Genomic DNA, 18,308 nt, shown 5'->3' with positions numbered 1-18,308 from the left:
ATTTTCAAGACCAGTAATTATGGAAGCAATGGTAATGTTTTCAGAGGAATTTCAGAAGGAAGGGTTACAATCGATAAACAACGCGGAGTACCAACCGGATCGTATTTTTACATTCTTCGTTACGAAGCAGATGGGATAATGAACGAAAAAACCGGATATCTCTATGTTAAAAATTAAGAGAGAAATCATCTTTTTTTCTAAACCGGACAGGTCTTAAAACCTGTCCGGTTTATTTTTTTTAGACCTTTTATATCTTCCGTTATTTCAGCATAGCACGCAGTTTCAACTGCGGGGTGCATTATTAGGGTGTTTTGTATTGTGTTCCTGCGGTTGAAACCGCAGGCAATATTTGGATATTCGATAGTATAAAATCTCTATTTTTATGTGTTTAGATCAATCGCTTCGAAGGAGGATAATTAGATAATTTGAAAACGATACTTTTAAATTGAGGTGTTGCTTCTAAACCTTTTGTATCTTCTGTTCATTCAGCATAGCGCGCAGTTTCAATTGCGGGGTGCATTATTAGGGCGTTTTGTATTGTGTTCCTGAGGTTGAAACCGCAGGCAATATTTGGATATTCGATAGTATAAAATCTCTATTTTTATATGTTTAGATCAATCGCGTCGAATGGGACAATTAGATAATTTGAAGATGGTGTTTTAGATTAAAGAAAGCCATAAAAAACAAAAACGTACTCGTTTGCAAAGAAGAGCGTATTAATACTATTTAAAATTAGTTCGGTATTGGAAAGTATTATTTATTATCGGTAGTCTTCTAAAAAAAATGTAACGTTTTTTAAAACCTGTTCGGTTTATATGTTTTTTAATAAAGGACAAACCACTACAGAACGGCATATTTTTACCAAAAGCAGTATAAGTACGCATTGTCAAGTCTTTTTTTATTGTTATATCTTTCCTTTGAGAATTTTGTATCTTAGTCTTCATTAAACGGATTTTATTTTGATTACAGTTTCTTTTCGGGATCAAAACAAATCACAAAATAAGAAAAAAATGCCCTGGAATCCTGAAATCTATAATAAATTCAAAGACATTCGATATCAGCCTTTTTATGATTTGGCAAATTTTATTCAGCCTGAAAAAGGAATGAAAGCCATTGATTTAGGTTGTGGTACGGGAGAGCAAACAGCTATTTTGGCTAATAAATTTACAGAAGCTGACTTTCTGGGAGTTGATTCTTCGGCAGAAATGCTGGAACAGTCAAAGGCTTTAGAAACAAATAATCTGCATTTCAGAAAATCGACTACAGAGGAAACCTTAGAGTCAGGTGAAAAGTGGGATTTGATTTTTAGCAATGCGGCTTTGCAGTGGTCGGATGATCATGAAGTGTTATTCACTAAACTACTGGAACAGCTGAATCCAAAAGGACAGTTTGCAGTACAGATGCCTGTGCAACCGGAAAACAAACTCAATAAAATTCTTTTAGAATTGGTTCAGGAGGAGCCTTTTGTATCTTATCTCAAAGGCTTTAAAAGAGAATCCCCCGTTTTGAGTATCGATGAATATGCCCAAATTCTTTTTGATGGCGGATTGGAAAATTTAGAGATTCAGCAAAAAGTATATCCAATTATTGCAAAAGATCATGAAACGCTTTTTAGTTTTATTTCAGGATCGGCTTTGATTCCGTATACAGAACGTCTGGAAGGAGAGGAGAAAGTTGTTTTTATTGAAACCTATAAAAAAAGAATAGCGGAAGGCTTTCCCAAGCTTCCCGCCATCTATTCTTTTAAAAGACTGTTACTTTATGGCCGTAAAACGGAATGAAATAAGGTTCTAAGTATGTTAACAGTCTGAGTTTTCTCATTGCAAAGAAAGCTTTATTCTTTGTAAAGGATAATAGTTGCTTTGTAACCTTTACCAACATTCCACTGACTTGCTTCTATCACTTTTCCTTTATCGTCGTAAACCTGAAATTCGGCCGTATTGGGTGAAGCCGAACCTTCGTTTAAAGCTTCAAAGTCAATTTTATTCATTCCTTTTACCAAAGTAATTTTAAAGCCCTGATAATCTCCATTTAAACTTACTTCGGGTTCTATCACTTTATCATTCAGATATACTCGTATTTTATCGCCGTCTACAAAAGCAGCGTCACGGTAACGAATCGTAGATACCGCTGTATTGGTTACAAAACCTCCCAGATATTCGTTTCTTCTGTAGAAGATGCCTTCAACATTGGCTTCCGGTTTATAAAGGCTATTGTTTTTGTACAAATCCTCAGGATTTATTTTTAAAACGGTTGGTTCTTTTGGAAGCGGAAGATCCGGATTTAGCGGAGTTTCGGTTGGAGGTGGTACATCTTTTATTTCAACATTTTTAGAATCGATTGGCTTGTATTTGCCACTCACTTCTTTCTGTGCATATCCGTGTAAAGAAGCACCAATTATTATAAATGTCAATAGTATCTTTTTCATATTGTTTTAAAGTGTTAATTCAGACATCAGATGAATGTATTGATGTCGGGATAGATAACATTCAATGATAGGTATTTATTGCATTTGCTGAAAGTTAATTATTCATTAATATTTTTTAAAACGCAGAATATCAGATATAAAGTTATGACTTTTTCGGGTATTCCTGTACGTTTTATTAAGAGTGGATCCTATTTTTTGCCTTTCAAATGCGATATTTTTTTAAGTGCTTGAAAATAATTGTCTAAAAAAGTAATCAATAAGCTGTTATCTCATGAGTATGGATAGTTTTTGGTTGAGTCCGTATAATCAGTACTGAGTTTGAGAATTTTAGAGCCATATTATAAGTAAAATTTATAATGACGAAAAATTATCAATTTGATTTATAATGAAGCCCGCCATAAATTTGTCTCATCAAATCAGAACAACGGTTTGAGAATTAAAATTGATAACATTAAAAACTTTAATCATGAAATTTACAAGAAACGCAAATGCAAACTGGAAAGGTACAGGAATGGAAGGAAAAGGAACCATTACTACACAAAGTACAACTTTAAACAAGGCTCAACTCTCTTTTAAAACCCGTTTTGCAGAAGGAGTGGGAACTAACCCTGAAGAATTGGTCGCTGCAGCACATGCAGGGTGTTTTACAATGCAGTTAAGCTTTTTATTATCAGAAGCAGGTTTTGTTCCCGAAGACCTTAATACTATTGCCAAAGTAACCTTTGAAGATGGTACAATCACTTTAATTACTCTTGAACTTACTGGAGCAGTTCCGGGGATTACTACAGAAGATTTTGAGAAAACAGCTCAAAAAGCAAAGGAGATTTGTCCTATTTCAAAACTGCTAAATACAGAGATTGCTTTAAACGTGTCTTTACTGTCTTAAAAAAAATGATTTTTAGCGTAGTATCTAACAATATATTCTAACACATAGGAAAATAGAATTTAGGAGTAATAGAGCATGTTATAAAGGAATAAATTTCTTCCACAAAGACTACTCTGTGCCTTAAAAATAAGTGAAACGTCTTTTTTGAAAGTGCAAAATCTATGTTTCTACGTGTTAGAATTAATTACATCTAAATAGATTATTTAATTTAACAAACAACATCTTAAAAAATGAAAACAACTATTTTAAAAAGACAATTGAATCGCGTATTCATGTCTGCCGCTTTAATTTTAACTTTTTTAGTATCAACAATTTCAGTTGCGCAAACAGCGCCAACAAAGATTAAAAATGTAGTATTGGTTCACGGAGCATTTGCAGATGGTTCCGGATGGAGAAATTTATACGATGTACTTTCAAAAAAGGGATACAAAGTAACGATTGTTCAAAACCCATTAAGTTCACTTGAAGATGATGTAGCAGCGACCAATGTAGTATTAGACAATCAGGACGGCCCGACAATTTTGGTAGGACATTCCTGGGGAGGTGCAGTAATTACGCAGGCTGGTAACCATCCTAAAGTTGTTGGATTGGTGTATGTGGCGGCTTTTCAACCGGATAATGGAGAATCGGCTTTACAATGGCTGCAAACAGCTGCTCCTGCTCCCGAAAATGGTGTTCTGCCTCCAAACGATAAAGGTATAGTGTATTATGATGAAGCTAAGTTTCATGCCGGATTCTGCGCAGATATCAGTAAAGAAGATGCCGCTTTTATGTATGCTTCACAAGGTGCATTTTATGCAAAAGGTTTTATAACACCAATTACAAAAGCAGCATGGAAAGACAAACCAGCCTATGCAGTAATTGCTACGCAGGACAAAAGTATCGATCCTTCTATTCAACGTGCCATGTACAAACGTTCAAAAACTAAAGTGACAGAAGTAAAAGGAAGTCACTGTGTTTTTATCTCACAACCAGAAGCTGTTGCAAATGTAATTATTAGCGCCGCTAAAGATCTAAGCGGAAAATAATAAAATCTTATAGAATCTGCACAATCTGCGAGATCTGCGAGAAAACAGGTTTGATTATTTTAACTTGACGATGTGTTTTTTGTTTCTCATTGATCTTAATAATTGAAGCATTTTTCTAAATACAAAAGCCAAAGTACTGCAAGGTATTTTGGCTTTTTTTGTATTGATTCCCGATAGCTATTTATCGGGTAGTAGCTTTAATAAAATAGGGAGAGTCGTTCCATCTTATTTTGCGGTAAGCAAAGTTTTGCTGTAACGATTCCGGCAGGCAATTCCAGATCGCCTCATTCATTTTTTCCAGTAATAACTTTTTAGAAAAGGTATCCGACACCACCAGACTTATCTCGCGTACCGGTTTGGGGTCTTTAAAATGTTTGAAAAGTCCTGTTTCTGAATCATTAATCATCGAAAGTTCGGGGATTATAGCAAACCCTAATTCTGCCCGTACCAGGTTTTTTAAAGTTTCAATCGAGCTGATATCATAACTGAACTGCTCTTTTATTTTCCCCGTACTTTTAATATCACAAATATCCAAAAGTTGGGCATTGTAACAATATTCGTTTTGCAGTAGAAGTAATTCGGCACGGTCCGAGGGCTGTAATTCGTAGTGTGTTGCTGTAGCCATTGGGTGTACCGTATTCAAATAAGCCACAAAAGGTTCTTTAAAAACAGGATGTTCGATTAAATGTGGATTTCCGGTAGGCGTTGCCATTATAGCCACATCAAGAGCTCCTGTAGTAACATCATTCATCAGTTGGCCAGTATTGGCTTCCTTTATAATGAATTGCATTTTGGGAGTGGCTTTTTTCATCGCCTGAATAAAAAGCGGAATCAGATAAGGGGACAAAGTCGAAATGATACCAATTTTGACTTCTCCTTCAAGTTTGTTTTTCTCGTTCACCACAAAATCTCTGATTTCGTCAGCCTCCCGAAGTATTTTTTTGGCACGGTTTATAATTTCGGCTCCAAGAACTGTAGGGGTCAAAGGTACTTTGTTCCGATCGAAAATTTTAATTCCAATTTCTTCTTCCAGATTTTTTAATTGAATCGTTAGCCCTGGTTGCGATACCATACAAACTTCTGCGGCTCTGGCAAAATGACGCTCATCATCTAGTGCTACAATATATTTTAACTGTTGAATTGTCATTAGGATCTATATAATGGATATAAAAGCAACCCGTTGGATGTAATTATTTTTAAACGCATAGAAACATAGATTTAGCACTCTCAAAAAAGGTGTTTCACTTATTTGAAACACACAGAGACTGTTATGTGTTAGAAAGATGTTTCTTTTTGTATTCTTTTAAACATGTAAAACCTATGTTTTAAATGATCTTTTTATAATGGGTTAAAGATAGAAAAAATATAAGGGAGTGTCTTGGTGTTTTTTTTAATCTAAGCAGCAGAAAATGTAAACAGTACAGGAGAGTATCGAAAATATACAGGATATGTAAAGTAGCTGACATTAAGGAACTATGAGAGTGAGTAAATTTGATTTTCTAAACGATACAAAATGAGAACGATATTTACTTTTATTACCATTTTAATGCTCTTTGGTTGTGAATCAGAAGGAGAATTAACCCGTCAAAAAATTGGCTCGATGGTAGTTTCTTCAGAAGCGACTTTATTATTTTCGGGAACATTTGAACCCGAAGGAGGCAATAAGGTTACAGGTACCGCCCATATTTATAAAGAGGGAGACTTGTACAAGTTGTCTCTCAAGGATTTTAGCATTTCCAGCGGACCCGATCTTAAAGTCTATCTTTCTAAAACCAACAGGCCGGAAAGTTTTGTAAATCTTGGGAGTTTAGGATCCGGAAGTTCACAGAGTTATACGGTTCCCGAAGGAGTCAGTTTTGCAACCTACCCTTATGTTTTAATTCATTGCCAGCAATTCAATCACCTTTTTGCATCTGCTGCATTAAAATCCAACTAATTATGAAAGTTAAATTTTTAATTGTTTTAGCCTTGCTTTTTCTATATAATCCTACTAAGGCACAGGGCTGTAGTGATGCAGGTATATGCAGTATAGGAAGTTCGTTTAACGGAAACGACGAGAAGAAAAATAATAGTATTGAATTTGCTACTATTTTAGGTAAAGGAGATGCCGATGTTAATTATGTGTCGGCGTATATTGGTTATACCCGATTTTTTAATGAAAAATGGTCTGCAAGTGCTAAGGTAACTTCTTCTTATGCAAATGGAAGTTTTGGTGGCAGAGGCTCTGTTGGAGATGTTTTTTTAACGGCAAACTATGTACCGGTTGTGACAGGTTCCTATAAATGGAGTTTTACTTCAGGGTTAAAAATCCCCTTCAATCAAAGTAATCTTAAAATAAACGATCATCCACTTCCAATGGACTATCAAAGCAGTCTTGGAACTTTTGATTTTCTGGGAAGTGTTAATTTAAACTACAAAAACTGGGATTTTAATTATGCTGTACAATTGCCTGTGATCAATATAAATGCAAATTCGTATTTCAGCGAGTATTCCGGTACAGCTGATTTTGTGACTACCAATTTATTTGTAAGAAAACCAGACGTTCTTTTACGAGGTACGTATACCATAAATACAACCAATCGTAAGTTTTCATTCAAGCCGAATTTGCTTTTTATTTATCATTTAGGACAAGATACTTACGAAGATATTTACGGACAAAGACTGGCGATTAAAGGCTCTGACGGACTTACCATTAATGGAAATTTAATTGCAGGATATCATTTTTCATCCGGAAACAGTATCGAAGCCTCAATTGCGACGCCTTTTGTAGTGAGAGAAGTCAGACCGGACGGACTTACACGGGCATGGACAGCGGGGGTGAGCTATAAAGTGCGATTTTAAAAATTTTTGGATGGTGACTCAAGTATAAATAGGTTGAGCAGAACGGGTGTCGCACAGAAATTTAATGTGTTAAATAAGTAACACAAATTTTTCCTTACATCATTTTTAATTATTTTGCGAAAACCATGATCAGATGAACTGAAAAAGAACCATATCCGTCCTTAGGCAAAGATGCTACTAAGTCGGAGGAATATTTATATTTTCAACTGATGTGGAATAAAATATAAAACCATTACTTTAAATGCCGAAATCAAAAATGATGAAATCTGTACACGCTCAACTTTTACACTTACTATTATTATTTATTGGAGTTGCTTCAATAAATGCGCAAAACTACAAAGCTGCTGATGCCTTAATTGGAAATAAAACTCTTAAAAAAGGAGTACTATCCAATGGCATGACGTATTATATTTATCCAACAGCGGTAAATAAAAACACAGCAAGTTATTATATTATTCAAAACGTAGGTTCTATTTTAGAGAATGACAATCAGAAAGGATTGGCACATTTTCTGGAGCACATGGCTTTCAACGGAACTAAAAATTTTCTTGGAAAAGGAATTTTGACGACTCTCGAAAAACAAGGGGCTGTTTTTGGAAATAATATAAATGCTTACACCAGTTTTGATGAGACAGTTTATAATTTTGACAATATTCCATCAACAGATCCAAAAGTCATTGATACTGCATTGCTGATTTTGCATGATTGGTCACATTCATTACTACTAACCAATGAGGAAATTGATGCCGAACGTGGTATTATTGTTGAAGAATGGAGAACCAGGCAAAACGCATCAACCCGGATTTCTAATTTGTTCAATCCTTATTTGTACAATCATTCGCTGTATGCAAACCGTGTTGTTATTGGTGATATGGATATTGTAAAACATTTTGATTACGCTTTGCTACGAGATTTTTACAAAGAATGGTACCGTCCCGATTTGCAGGCAATTGCCGTTGTTGGAGATGTGAATGCAGAAGAAATTGAGCAAAAAATAAAAACGTTATTTGCGGATATTCCGAGATCTAAAAACCCGAAAAAACGTTTTGAGGTAGCAATTCCGGATCATGAGGAACCTTTTTTTAAGTTAGCCATCGATAAAGAAATAACAAATTCCGCTATATCTTTTAAAATTATTCAAAATGGCGCTTTTCAGAGTCAGACTTTTGCCGATCTACAGCAGTTAATAACAAGAGTAATGGCATTTTCAATGCTCAATGACAGATTGAATGAATTAGCACAGAAAGAAAATTGCCCGTTTAAAAGTGCGGATGTTTATTATTCTAATTTTACAAGAGTTAACGATGTAATGGGAATGGGAATTGCTCCAAAACCAAATAAACAGGCAGAAGCTTTCGCTGCTGTCATGGATGAGTTTATACGTGCCGGAAAATTTGGTTTTTCCGAAGGTGAAATCCAAAGAACCATAATTGCCATTACTTCTTATTTCGAAAACTATATCGAATCAGAAAAAGAAATTCCGCATAGCAGTATTGTTAATAGTATAAAATCAGAATTTCTTTCACACCAACTAGTTACAGATTCTAAGAGTAAGTTTGAGATGATAAAATTTATTCTGAAAAATATCGATTCGAAAGCTTTCCAGGCTGAATTAACGCGTGGATATACGTCAAAGAACAGAGTAGTGACCGTTGAAGGTATGGAAAATGAGACCAATCTAACCAAGGAGAGCGCGTTTGCTATTATTACCAAATCAGAAAACAATCCTGATTTAAAGCCTTATGAAGACAGCTTTAATGACAAATCTCTGCTGACTGATGTAACGATTGTTCCGGGGAAAATTACTGCTGAAAAGGAAAGTAAAGAGATCGGTGCTACCACTTATACTTTGAGCAATGGTGTAAAAGTGCATTACAAATTTGCAAATAAGAATGTAAATGATGTGCAGCTGCATGCGGAGAGTTTCGGAGGAGCATCTTTATATGGTCCAGAAGATTTACCATCGATATTTGCACTGAATGGTTTGGCAGACGCTTCAGGTGCGGGAGCATTCTCTAGTATTGATCTGGAAAAAGTCCTGGCGGGAAAGATTGCGGGTACGGGAGTGAGTGTGGGAGATTTAAGCGAAACGGTTTCAGGAAGTGCTAAAGTAAAGGATCTCGAAGTGATGTTGCAATTGGTACACCTGCGTTTTGTAAAACCACGTTTCGATCAGGAAATTTTTGATATTAAGAAGCTAAATCTTCAAAATTACCTGGAAAACAAGGACAAAGACATTAATGGAAAAATGACAGATAGTATTAATGCAATCGTCTATGGGAAAAATAATCCCAGAATAAGACTTTTGGACCAGCAGTTTATTGATGATTTGTCTTTTGAAAGAATAAAAGCAATCTATAAAGAACGATTTTGTGATGTTTCAAACTTTGATTTTTTTATCGTAGGAGATGTAAGACCAGAAGTTTTGAAACCGCTATTAGAAAAGTACATCGCAAGTATTCCCGGGATAAAAAGGGAAGAAACATTCAAAGACAGAACACCTGTATGGAATTCCAATAAAATAAACAGAGAAGTTTTAATTAAAATGGAAACGATCAAAAGTACGGTCAATATTCAGTTTGAAAGCGATTTTAAATACACGCCTAAAAATGCTGTTTTGACCGATATGCTGAGCGATATTCTGACTTTGCGTTATACCGAGAGCCTTAGAGAAAAAGAAGGAGGAACTTATGGTGTGCAGGTAAGTGCAGCAGCTTCTAGATTTCCAAAAAATACGGTAGCCCTATCTATAAATTTTGATTCAGATCCGATCAAAGTGAACACTTTACTTCCTATAGTTTACGACGAAATTGACAAAATTAGAAAAGGTATTTTGATAAAAGAGGATATTGCGAAAACCAAAAGCAATTACTTAAAATCACGGGAAGACAGCAAAAATTTCAACAGCTACAGCTTGAGTTTATTATACAATTTTTCCAAGTATAATATAAACATGGATGACCCTGCAACTTATAAAGATATTGTAAATAACATCACTGAAAAAGACATTCAGGAGTTTGCCAATGCATTTTTAAACAAAGCCAAATCCTACGAAATTGTTTTTAAACCATTGCAATAATTGGAACAAATCTAAGAAGTATATGTAATAATATCTTATAGAATCTGCACAATCTGCGAGAGAAAAAAGATGTTCTGACACAGTGACACAAAGGTTTTTTATCCCACAGATTTAAAAGAGCTCTGCACTATGTAATTTATTCAATCTGTGAAGAGAAAAAAAATTAAGTTAATGAGGTAGGCGTGTAACCAAATTGTTTTTTAAAGGCATGCGAAAAGTGAGAAAGATTTTCAAAGCCTACTTCGTAGCAAATATCAATTGTTTTTTTCTGACTGTTGGTTAATTGATAGTGCGCCAGTTCCAGCCGTTTTCGTGTCAGCCATTTTTGTGGAGTGGTATTAAAATACTTCCTGAAGTCTCTGTTAAAAGTAGAAAGACTTCGTCCGGTTAGATAGCCTATTTTGTCCAGAGGCATGTTGAACATAAAGTTGCGCTCCATAAAATTCACTAAATCAATTTTGCCGGGTTCTTCAAAATTGGCCAGTACATCGTCAATGTTTTTATCTATGGTTCGAAGAATACTAATCGCTTCTGTTATCTTTAGTGCGGCAATATTCTCAGGCAGTTCTTTCATATCAAAGTACGGAATTAAAGAGGAAAGACAGCTTTCTAATAAGGGATGATTATTGTAGTGGTTTATCTGGGAATGGGGTAAAGTTTTTGGTTTAAAATCTAGTTTTGAATAAAACTCCTTCAGTCTTGCTGTAGATAAATGCATCACTACCGTTTTGTGTGGCTGACCGTCTTTGGGATAGTTTATAATAGTCGCCAATTGATTTCTTGGGATGAGAAAAATATCTCCTTTCTTAAAAATATGAACACCATCTGTTTGTACAATCTTGGTTTCACCTGAAATAAACCATACCAGCATATGCTGATCGAACATGATATCCGATTTAAAAAAGCGATCCGAATAACAAGATAGTTTAATATCCGGGCTTATGTATTTTGCTTCAAATTCCATTGGTTTTTAGGATTAAGTTTCTTTGTTGGGTGTAATTTTATTTTTTGAAAAAACAGCCTTTCAAATTTAGTGAAATTATGTGGGTAGGGATTCTTTACTTTCTGACCATTCCTTTTATTCAGAAGTTACCGTTGGTTAGTTGCGGTAACTTCTGTTGTTTTCTGAAATTAAGTTTTGCTTTTTGTTATTCAATTTTAAAGGAAACCTGAGTCATTTTTTCGCTTAGATCCCACAAACGTTTGGCATTATCTTCGTCTAAAGAATATAATTTTACTCCGGGAGCTACAGAAGATTCATGAGCAATTGCGGCGATTTCAACATCTTCGCAATACACACCTCCAATTGAATCCAATAGCGGACTTGTAGCACACCATACAGTAGTAGCAGCTCCTTGTGGAATGGTTTTTAAACTGGCAAGAATCTCTGGCAGAATAGTTCCGTCCTTATCGCAGAAACCCATTTTTTGAAACAGTTCTAAAGAGGCTTCCCGAGCAAGTTCAGTTCCATTTATAGATCCCGGATGTAACGAATAGGAGCGAACACCAAATTCTTTTCCGCGATTGTCTAATTCGAGAGCAAATAAATTACTGGCTGTTTTAGATTGTCCGTAAGCCTGCAAAGTTTCGTATTCGTTATTAATAAAATTAGGATCATCAAAATTGAAAGGAGCAAACTGATGGCCCTGAGACGATACCTGAACAACTCTTGCCGATTTGGCTTTTTTCAGTGCGGGCCATAGTTGTGCTGTTAACTGAAAGTGTGCCAGATAATTTGTTGCCAGCTGTGATTCGATACCCCGATTGTCACGACGAAACGGGACCCACATAATGCCGGCATTATTGATAAGGAGATGTAAAGGCCTGTTTGATAGCAGAAATTTTTTGGTAAAGGCAGCAATAGATTCGGAATTCATTAAATCCATTAATTCCAATTCTACATGGGGTATATCTGCCAGATTTTTTTTTGCTTTTTCCAGATCTCTGGCCGGTACAATAACGGTTGCTCCAGCTAAGGCAAGAGTTTTGACTGTTTCTAATCCAATTCCGGTATTTCCGCCCGTTACTATGGCTACTTTGCCAGTAAGATTAATGCCTTTGATGACGTCGTTTGTGGTAGATTTTGTATTAAATCCTGAACCGATTGGCTTTTGAAAAGTTCCCTGATAATTGTTCTGTTTCATTTTTAGTGATTTTTATGTGAATGTTATAGGGCAAAGTTATCCGGAAGTTGGACGTTGGACTTTGTTTAAAATGTCATTTTACTTTGTTCAGAATGTCATTCATCAAGAATGATCTTAAACCGAAAAGGGATATAAATTTAAAAAGTAAGATTATATTGATTTATGGGCCAGAATAGGGTTAAATACCGTGTTAATTTATGAACTTCATAGTTTCATAAGGGATGACGACCATTTTATTTTGATTAAAATCATTTATTTTAAGAATTAATAGCAATTCATTAGGTTGTTATTGATAATTTTGCAGCTGTAAACTTTAAATGGATGTGGGCTGAGTTGTGAAAAGATTTACTTAAAAAAAAATGTAAGTTAATTTTATGACAGCAGGGAATTAAACCAAAACACATCCAGGAGTTCTTTTCTTCTTGAAGGCGTTTTTTAAAATTTCTTTGTTTATTCAGCTCTTCATGGCTAACGTCGGGATGGGGTTGTAAAATTGATTGCTGCTTTGTTATTAAAGGGGCAAATATTACATCTGAAAAACGACTTTAATTTATTGATTTTTATGTTTTTACGCTGTGTTTCCAATAATTGTATAAAGTACCTCGTTCTTGCTTTTTTTTTATTTTCATTCCATTCCTATGCTCAGGAAATTACACCTAAAATCAAACAATTAGAACAGAAATTAAGAGATTTAGATAACCGAAATCAAACGGATAGTATTAGTTATTTAATCGATAAGCATTTGACCAGGCCTGATTTAAATAAATTTGAACTTCAGTTATTGTATTTTTTTAAGGCGAATTATTATAAAATAATTGGAAGACCTTCGGATGCTATCCTTGCTTTAGATAAATCTATCACATTAAAAGGAGAAGGAAAGGAATCGCAAAAAACCTACTACAGAAGCCTATACATACTATCGGATTTATTCTTTACTAAAAAAGAGTATAAAAAAGCTTTCTATTACGCCAATTTATGTCAGGATAAGATTTCGCCAACAGATAGTCCCAGTAACTATATAGTATTGCATCTGATTATTGGATACTATTATTATATCAATTACGATCACAAAAAAAGCATGGAAGAATTTTTGCTCACAGAACGAGTGGCAAAAAAACACAATCCATGTAAACTGGCTGAAGTATATGTAAAAACTGCCCGTATTTACAGTAGACAAAATCGAATAGAGAAAGCGAAAAAAGCAATTACAGAGAGTATCAGAGTAGCGGACAGTTGCAATGACTTAGAGAATAAAATCAATGCTTTGCGTACTCTAAGGGAAATCATGGTTGAGCAGGGGGAGTTTGAGGCAGCTCATAAAACATTTGAAAGACTGGATCGACTGGTTGGTATCGAGGACACCAAGATTAGGAACAGCAGAATAGATTCGTTTGAAATTGCGAATAAAATTAAATTAAAAGAACAGCAAAATATTAAACTGAAAAGAATCAACGAAAGCAAAGAGGAACGTCTGCAAAAACAAAAAGTTGCCCTTATTGCTTCGTTAATCGGAATTACTTTATTAATCATATTATTGTATTCGATTGTAGTATTGACCAAAAAGCAACGAATAACCAATGAAACGCTAAAGCTGCAAAAAGAGCAAATTGAGGTGAAGAATAATGATCTTAAACGTCTTAATTTATTGCACCAAAAGATTTTTACAGTAATATCTCATGATTTTAAGGAACCAATCACAACCTTAAAAATTTTATTGGAGAAAGAAGAGATACTTAAAAATGAAAATGAGATTGTATCAACCTACATGAAAGCTATAGGGCAGCAATTGGAACAATCAGATGCAATGCTTACCAGTTTACTCGATTGGGCAAAAATGGAACTCATTACCGCACAGTCGGGTTATAGTGAGATTATGCTGTACAATAGTATCAGCGCAACCTGTAAGGAATTATCACATCAGTTAAAAGCCAAGAATATTACAATCGAGCTTAAAGTTTCAAAAGGAACAACTGTTATTTTCAACTCAGCTGTTTTAAGTATTGTATTACGAAACATTATTAATAACGCGATTAAATTTAGTTATGAAGACAGCGTTATAACCATTGAGAATGACAATCATGAAATCATAGTAACAGATTCCGGTAAGGGAGTTGAACAAAAAAAGATTGACAAATTGTTTAAGCAGAAAATAAATCCGGGACTAGGCACTAATCTGGAATCGGGGTTTGGAATCGGGCTCTATTTGTGTCAGGAATTAATGCTGAAAAACAAAGGAACGCTTGCCGTTTTTAACAATGAATCAGCAGGTTGTACTTTCAAAATTATCTTGCCAAAATAGGGAAAACCGCTATTTATTTAACAATTTTTTTGTCGCTAATTTGTACCATGATACATATTGCATTTTTTGAAGACCAACCTATTGTCTGTGGGGGTCTTACTAGTTTTTTTTCAAATCAAAAAGATTTGGAAGTGCTTTTTTACGCTACAAATAAGCAAGATTTATATCTTAAAGTTCAGCAGCATTCAGGATTAGATTTAATTATTGTTGATCTGATTGCAAGTGATGTGCAGGGACTGGAAGTCTATGAATACCTTCATAAAAATCATCCTGATTTACGAGTAATTGCTTTTACCTCTCTTTCGAGTCCCATATTAGTCGAAAACCTATTGGCTATGGGCGTAAAAGGTTACGTTAATAAAAATCAGGACAGCGAAGATCTTTTAGAAGCTATTAGATTAGTATGGGAAGGCGGAGTTTATCTGCCGGACGACTACGCCTTTTTGTCCAAACAAAACAGGGTAGGTACGGCAATTACGCTAACGGCAAAAGAGCTTACGATCATGCAATACATTATTAGAGAATTTACTACAGCCGATATTGCCGGCGAATTGAAACTTTCGGTCAATACGGTCGAAAATCACAGAAAAAATATTTTTAGCAAACTCGATGTGAGTAATGTTGCCGGTATGGTGCGCGAGGCGTCAAAATTGGGACATATTAACTAGAGTATAGTGGTGGTTTAGGTCCCTTCGACTTGAATACAATCGCTACAATTTTTGAATATCAAGGGATATTCGAAAAGTCTTTGTATGGAATTTTAATTATTTATTATATGGTGAACTTTACTTTTTTTAAAACCCGGTTTTTTGTTAGAAGAAGCGCTCTGGAGGAGGGTTTCTTAATCTCTTTTATTTCGCTTGATTTTGATGCTTTTATCCGAAAAAGTAATCGTTTTTCATCCGATACATTTATTAAAAAACTTTTTTTTACTCTCATGCATTCGCTACGGAAGCAGGAATTAAAGTTGCACTCAGGTTGTTATCGGGAGATAAATACTACAAGCAGTTACTAATAATCAAAACTATTAAAATGTTGAATAAAATTACATTAAAATTAAGGCAATTACAGCTGACTTTTATACTGTGCCTCCTTTCTCTCTTCAGTGGATGGAATGTCTTTGCTGAAGGGTCTAAGGATTTGTTCCCCAGTGGGGCAACGGGACATAGAATGATGTTGTCTAGTTCGGGTGTAGCACCTAATAGTACCGCAATTGTAAACAGAGGAAGAATGTTTGTTTATGCGAAAGCCAACGAAACGCTTTATTTAGGGTCTTCTGCTCAAGGTATTCGCGGAGGGACAATTCTTTTGACAAGTCCAACTGGTAATACTAGCTTTAGTAGCGGGAACTCTACTACAGTTGGGTTAATTGCCAATAGAACGCAAGAAATTAATGGTCCTGTAAATTTGACTACGGGTGGTTATGCACCATATAGTTTTAAAGTACCGGCAGGAGAAACGGGAGTGTGGGTAGTAGAGTTTATATCACCTAATGATTCTTTAGATCCTTCTAATACTAGTTTTGCTGCTCATACTTTTACAGCTGACGGAAACTGGACACAAGCGAATAATAGTCCTTATGTTGTTGCTTGGGATATTACAGTAGCCAATGAAGGAGGAACTGGGCAAAAGGGACGTGTGTATACTAATGTGTTAACAGGGTCTTTAGGTTCTGCTTCAAATAGTTTCATGTCTACTTGTAATATTATTACAAATGATGGTTTTAGGTATACTGTTAAACCTAATGGTATGACACCTTATTACTTTGCTTTTTTTTGTAACAATAAAGGGGTTAGAACTGGTTCAGCGGCAACAGGAGCTCCAAGTTATAAAAGCACGTCTATGGCGAGTTTATATAATTTAGATAATACTAAAACAGGTTTTTCTTTTCAGGATCCTACAATTGTTGATGATTTAACCAATACGACATCCAAAATATTTTTTAATCTACCAGACGCAAGCTTACCGGCTTCTTCGCCTATTTTTTTTCCGGGGAGCACAGCTTCCACAACTTGGTTGAATGTGCCTATTGTTGCACAAGCTATTTCAGCTATTTCAGTAAATGGAGTAGAAGGCACCAGTGGTATGGGAATTTATCCTCTAGGAGCTTTTATCAATTTTACGGCCACTGTTAACGCTAATTATCTTATCGAAATTGATGTTAATGGAAATGGATTGATGACAGATGCCATAGATGTAACTTTGACAGGTACTGCTATTGCGGGTGCAAATAAAGTAAGATGGGATGGTAGAGATGGTGCGCGTAATCCTATAACCAATAATACTAGTTTGAAATTAAGTATTGTCCTTTTTAATGGAGAGGTACACTTTCCATATTTAGATGCTGAACGAAATACGAACGGTATTATAATTACCAGATCGAATGGACTGGATCCTAATAGTAATGTGTATTGGAACGACACGCCGATTGGAACAGATACGGGTAGTACCGATAAATTTCCTCCAAATCTGTTGGATGCTTCTTCGCGTACTTTAAACAATAACAGTTTAGCTGGTACACATAAATGGACTACTAGTTCGCTTCGTTCTTCAGGGTATGGAGACTTACAATTACTGGATACATGGGCTTATGTGTATACTACACCCGGGCCACCAATATCTGTACCAATTGTACAAAATGAGGCAGATTTAGCAGTAACAAGTATTAGTGATTTGGTCAGCGGTAATGTAGGATCAAATGTTACCTATACAGTAGTTGTAAAAAATATTGCAGGACCAAACGGTGTAACCGGAGCAAAATTCAAACTTTCAGACTTAGCTTCAGGTGCAAATTTGGCGGTACAATCTTCTACCTGGTCTTCTACTTTGGGAGGCGCAGTTACGACAGAAACTATTACTGGTGGCGTTCTTGATGCCACGGTTAACTTACCTAAAGATGCCACGATTACCTTCACGATTGTGGTAAAGGTATTAGCAGCCGAAGGAACTAATCCTACTATCAAAGCGACGATCATGCGTCCTGCAGATTTAACAGATCCGGACGCCACAGCAGATACACATATCGGTACACCTCCGGTAGATCCTGATGTAGAATGTGACGGAACGCCTAGCGGTGTGGGTTGTAATAACGTAAAAACAGATGCTTTAACGGTTATTTTTATAGCATCACCAAAAATTGAAGTAGCTAAAAAAGCCACTTATGTAGACGCTAATGCAGATGGAACCGTAAACGCAGGCGATAGAATTGATTATACTTTTACAGTTAAAAATACAGGAAACGTAACCCTTGCTCCGGTAACCATTAGTGATGCTAATGCAGTGGTAAGTGGAAGTTTAGCGAGTTTAGCTCCAGGAGCAACAGATTCTTCTAGTTTTACAGCCGTTCACACCATTACTTTGGCTGATATGAATAATGGACAGGTAGACAACGTAGCTACAGTAACAGGAACTCCTCCAACAGGATCTCCGGTAACAGCTAAGTCAACCGATCCAAGTCCAATTTGTTCGACTTGTCCACCAAAAGATCCAGCTGCATGTTCAACTTGTACAGTAGTTCCTTTAACGTCTTCACCAAAAGTAACGGTAAGCAAAAAAGGAGTTTATGTAGATGCTAATGCAGACGGTATTGTAAACGTTGGTGAT

14 protein-coding genes are annotated in these 18,308 nt (G+C 35.6%); 10 read left to right on the top strand and 4 right to left on the bottom strand.

All coding sequences use genetic code 11. The features are described 5' to 3' along the window. The gene (locus tag FLA105534_RS24045; protein ID WP_394368053.1) at positions 1 to 177 is read left to right on the top strand and encodes a T9SS type B sorting domain-containing protein; all 177 of its coding nucleotides are present in this window, start codon (positions 1 to 3) and stop codon (positions 175 to 177) included. Positions 178 to 1,010: 833 nt separating this feature from the next. Further along, positions 1,011 to 1,781, top strand: a complete 771-nt coding sequence (locus FLA105534_RS19740) for a methyltransferase domain-containing protein (RefSeq protein ID WP_173967800.1) — start codon at positions 1,011 to 1,013, stop codon at positions 1,779 to 1,781. A 53-nt stretch (positions 1,782 to 1,834) separates the two neighbouring features. Here the strand turns inward: FLA105534_RS19740 and FLA105534_RS19735 are convergent, their stop codons facing one another. Next, the gene (locus FLA105534_RS19735; protein WP_173967799.1) at positions 1,835 to 2,428 is read right to left on the bottom strand and encodes a hypothetical protein; all 594 of its coding nucleotides are present in this window, start codon (positions 2,426 to 2,428) and stop codon (positions 1,835 to 1,837) included. A gap of 466 nt (positions 2,429 to 2,894) precedes the next feature. Between FLA105534_RS19735 and FLA105534_RS19730 the strand changes: the two genes are divergently transcribed. Beyond that, entirely contained in the window at positions 2,895 to 3,314 is a 420-nt protein-coding gene (locus FLA105534_RS19730) for an OsmC family peroxiredoxin (RefSeq protein WP_173967798.1), read from the top strand. A 230-nt stretch (positions 3,315 to 3,544) separates the two neighbouring features. After that, positions 3,545 to 4,342, top strand: coding sequence for an alpha/beta hydrolase (locus FLA105534_RS19725; RefSeq protein ID WP_246253271.1), 798 nt, complete (start codon positions 3,545 to 3,547; stop codon positions 4,340 to 4,342). A 181-nt stretch (positions 4,343 to 4,523) separates the two neighbouring features. On the opposite strand, the gene FLA105534_RS19720 is transcribed toward FLA105534_RS19725, so the two are convergent. Next, entirely contained in the window at positions 4,524 to 5,489 is a 966-nt protein-coding gene (locus FLA105534_RS19720) for a hydrogen peroxide-inducible genes activator (protein ID WP_173967797.1), read from the bottom strand. Between the two features lie 366 nt (positions 5,490 to 5,855). On the opposite strand from FLA105534_RS19720, the gene FLA105534_RS19715 reads away from it, so the two are divergent. The 3 genes from FLA105534_RS19715 (at position 5,856) to FLA105534_RS19705 (ending at position 10,262) form a co-directional block, all read left to right on the top strand. After that, positions 5,856 to 6,278 carry a DM13 domain-containing protein gene (locus FLA105534_RS19715; protein WP_173967796.1) on the top strand — a complete coding sequence of 141 codons (423 nt, stop codon included), beginning with the start codon at positions 5,856 to 5,858 and terminating at the stop codon, positions 6,276 to 6,278. Positions 6,279 to 6,280: 2 nt separating this feature from the next. Then, positions 6,281 to 7,183 carry a hypothetical protein gene (locus FLA105534_RS19710; RefSeq protein WP_173967795.1) on the top strand — a complete coding sequence of 301 codons (903 nt, stop codon included), beginning with the start codon at positions 6,281 to 6,283 and terminating at the stop codon, positions 7,181 to 7,183. Positions 7,184 to 7,424: 241 nt separating this feature from the next. After that, positions 7,425 to 10,262, top strand: coding sequence for a M16 family metallopeptidase (locus tag FLA105534_RS19705; protein WP_246253270.1), 2,838 nt, complete (start codon positions 7,425 to 7,427; stop codon positions 10,260 to 10,262). A gap of 163 nt (positions 10,263 to 10,425) precedes the next feature. Here FLA105534_RS19705 and FLA105534_RS19700 read toward each other — a convergent pair whose 3' ends face one another. After that, the gene (locus FLA105534_RS19700) at positions 10,426 to 11,226 is read right to left on the bottom strand and encodes a helix-turn-helix domain-containing protein (protein WP_173967794.1); all 801 of its coding nucleotides are present in this window, start codon (positions 11,224 to 11,226) and stop codon (positions 10,426 to 10,428) included. A 184-nt stretch (positions 11,227 to 11,410) separates the two neighbouring features. Continuing rightward, on the bottom strand, positions 11,411 to 12,406 hold the full coding sequence (locus FLA105534_RS19695) for an SDR family NAD(P)-dependent oxidoreductase (RefSeq protein WP_173967793.1): 996 nt from the start codon (positions 12,404 to 12,406) through the stop codon (positions 11,411 to 11,413). A gap of 562 nt (positions 12,407 to 12,968) precedes the next feature. On the opposite strand from FLA105534_RS19695, the gene FLA105534_RS19690 reads away from it, so the two are divergent. The 3 genes from FLA105534_RS19690 to FLA105534_RS19680 all read left to right on the top strand — a co-directional run. After that, positions 12,969 to 14,705, top strand: coding sequence for an ATP-binding protein (locus tag FLA105534_RS19690; protein WP_173967792.1), 1,737 nt, complete (start codon positions 12,969 to 12,971; stop codon positions 14,703 to 14,705). A gap of 47 nt (positions 14,706 to 14,752) precedes the next feature. Further along, positions 14,753 to 15,373, top strand: coding sequence for a response regulator (locus FLA105534_RS19685; protein ID WP_157495883.1), 621 nt, complete (start codon positions 14,753 to 14,755; stop codon positions 15,371 to 15,373). Positions 15,374 to 15,737: 364 nt separating this feature from the next. After that, the coding region (locus FLA105534_RS19680) for a DUF7507 domain-containing protein (protein ID WP_217427715.1) at positions 15,738 to 18,308 on the top strand (2,571 nt) is incomplete at its 3' end.

Source organism: Flavobacterium collinsii (genome assembly GCF_902804485.1).
GTDB lineage: Bacteria > Bacteroidota > Bacteroidia > Flavobacteriales > Flavobacteriaceae > Flavobacterium > Flavobacterium collinsii.
This window is presented reverse-complemented; position numbering and strand designations above follow the sequence as displayed.

Coding starts and splice junctions, on each gene's coding strand:
- FLA105534_RS19740 (WP_173967800.1), top strand. CDS start 1,011: ATGCCCTGGAATCCTGAAATCTATAATAAATTCAAAGACATTCGATAT.
- FLA105534_RS19735 (WP_173967799.1), bottom strand. CDS start 2,428: ATGAAAAAGATACTATTGACATTTATAATAATTGGTGCTTCTTTACAC.
- FLA105534_RS19730 (WP_173967798.1), top strand. CDS start 2,895: ATGAAATTTACAAGAAACGCAAATGCAAACTGGAAAGGTACAGGAATG.
- FLA105534_RS19725 (WP_246253271.1), top strand. CDS start 3,545: ATGAAAACAACTATTTTAAAAAGACAATTGAATCGCGTATTCATGTCT.
- FLA105534_RS19720 (WP_173967797.1), bottom strand. CDS start 5,489: ATGACAATTCAACAGTTAAAATATATTGTAGCACTAGATGATGAGCGT.
- FLA105534_RS19715 (WP_173967796.1), top strand. CDS start 5,856: ATGAGAACGATATTTACTTTTATTACCATTTTAATGCTCTTTGGTTGT.
- FLA105534_RS19710 (WP_173967795.1), top strand. CDS start 6,281: ATGAAAGTTAAATTTTTAATTGTTTTAGCCTTGCTTTTTCTATATAAT.
- FLA105534_RS19705 (WP_246253270.1), top strand. CDS start 7,425: ATGCCGAAATCAAAAATGATGAAATCTGTACACGCTCAACTTTTACAC.
- FLA105534_RS19700 (WP_173967794.1), bottom strand. CDS start 11,226: ATGGAATTTGAAGCAAAATACATAAGCCCGGATATTAAACTATCTTGT.
- FLA105534_RS19695 (WP_173967793.1), bottom strand. CDS start 12,406: ATGAAACAGAACAATTATCAGGGAACTTTTCAAAAGCCAATCGGTTCA.
- FLA105534_RS19690 (WP_173967792.1), top strand. CDS start 12,969: ATGTTTTTACGCTGTGTTTCCAATAATTGTATAAAGTACCTCGTTCTT.
- FLA105534_RS19685 (WP_157495883.1), top strand. CDS start 14,753: ATGATACATATTGCATTTTTTGAAGACCAACCTATTGTCTGTGGGGGT.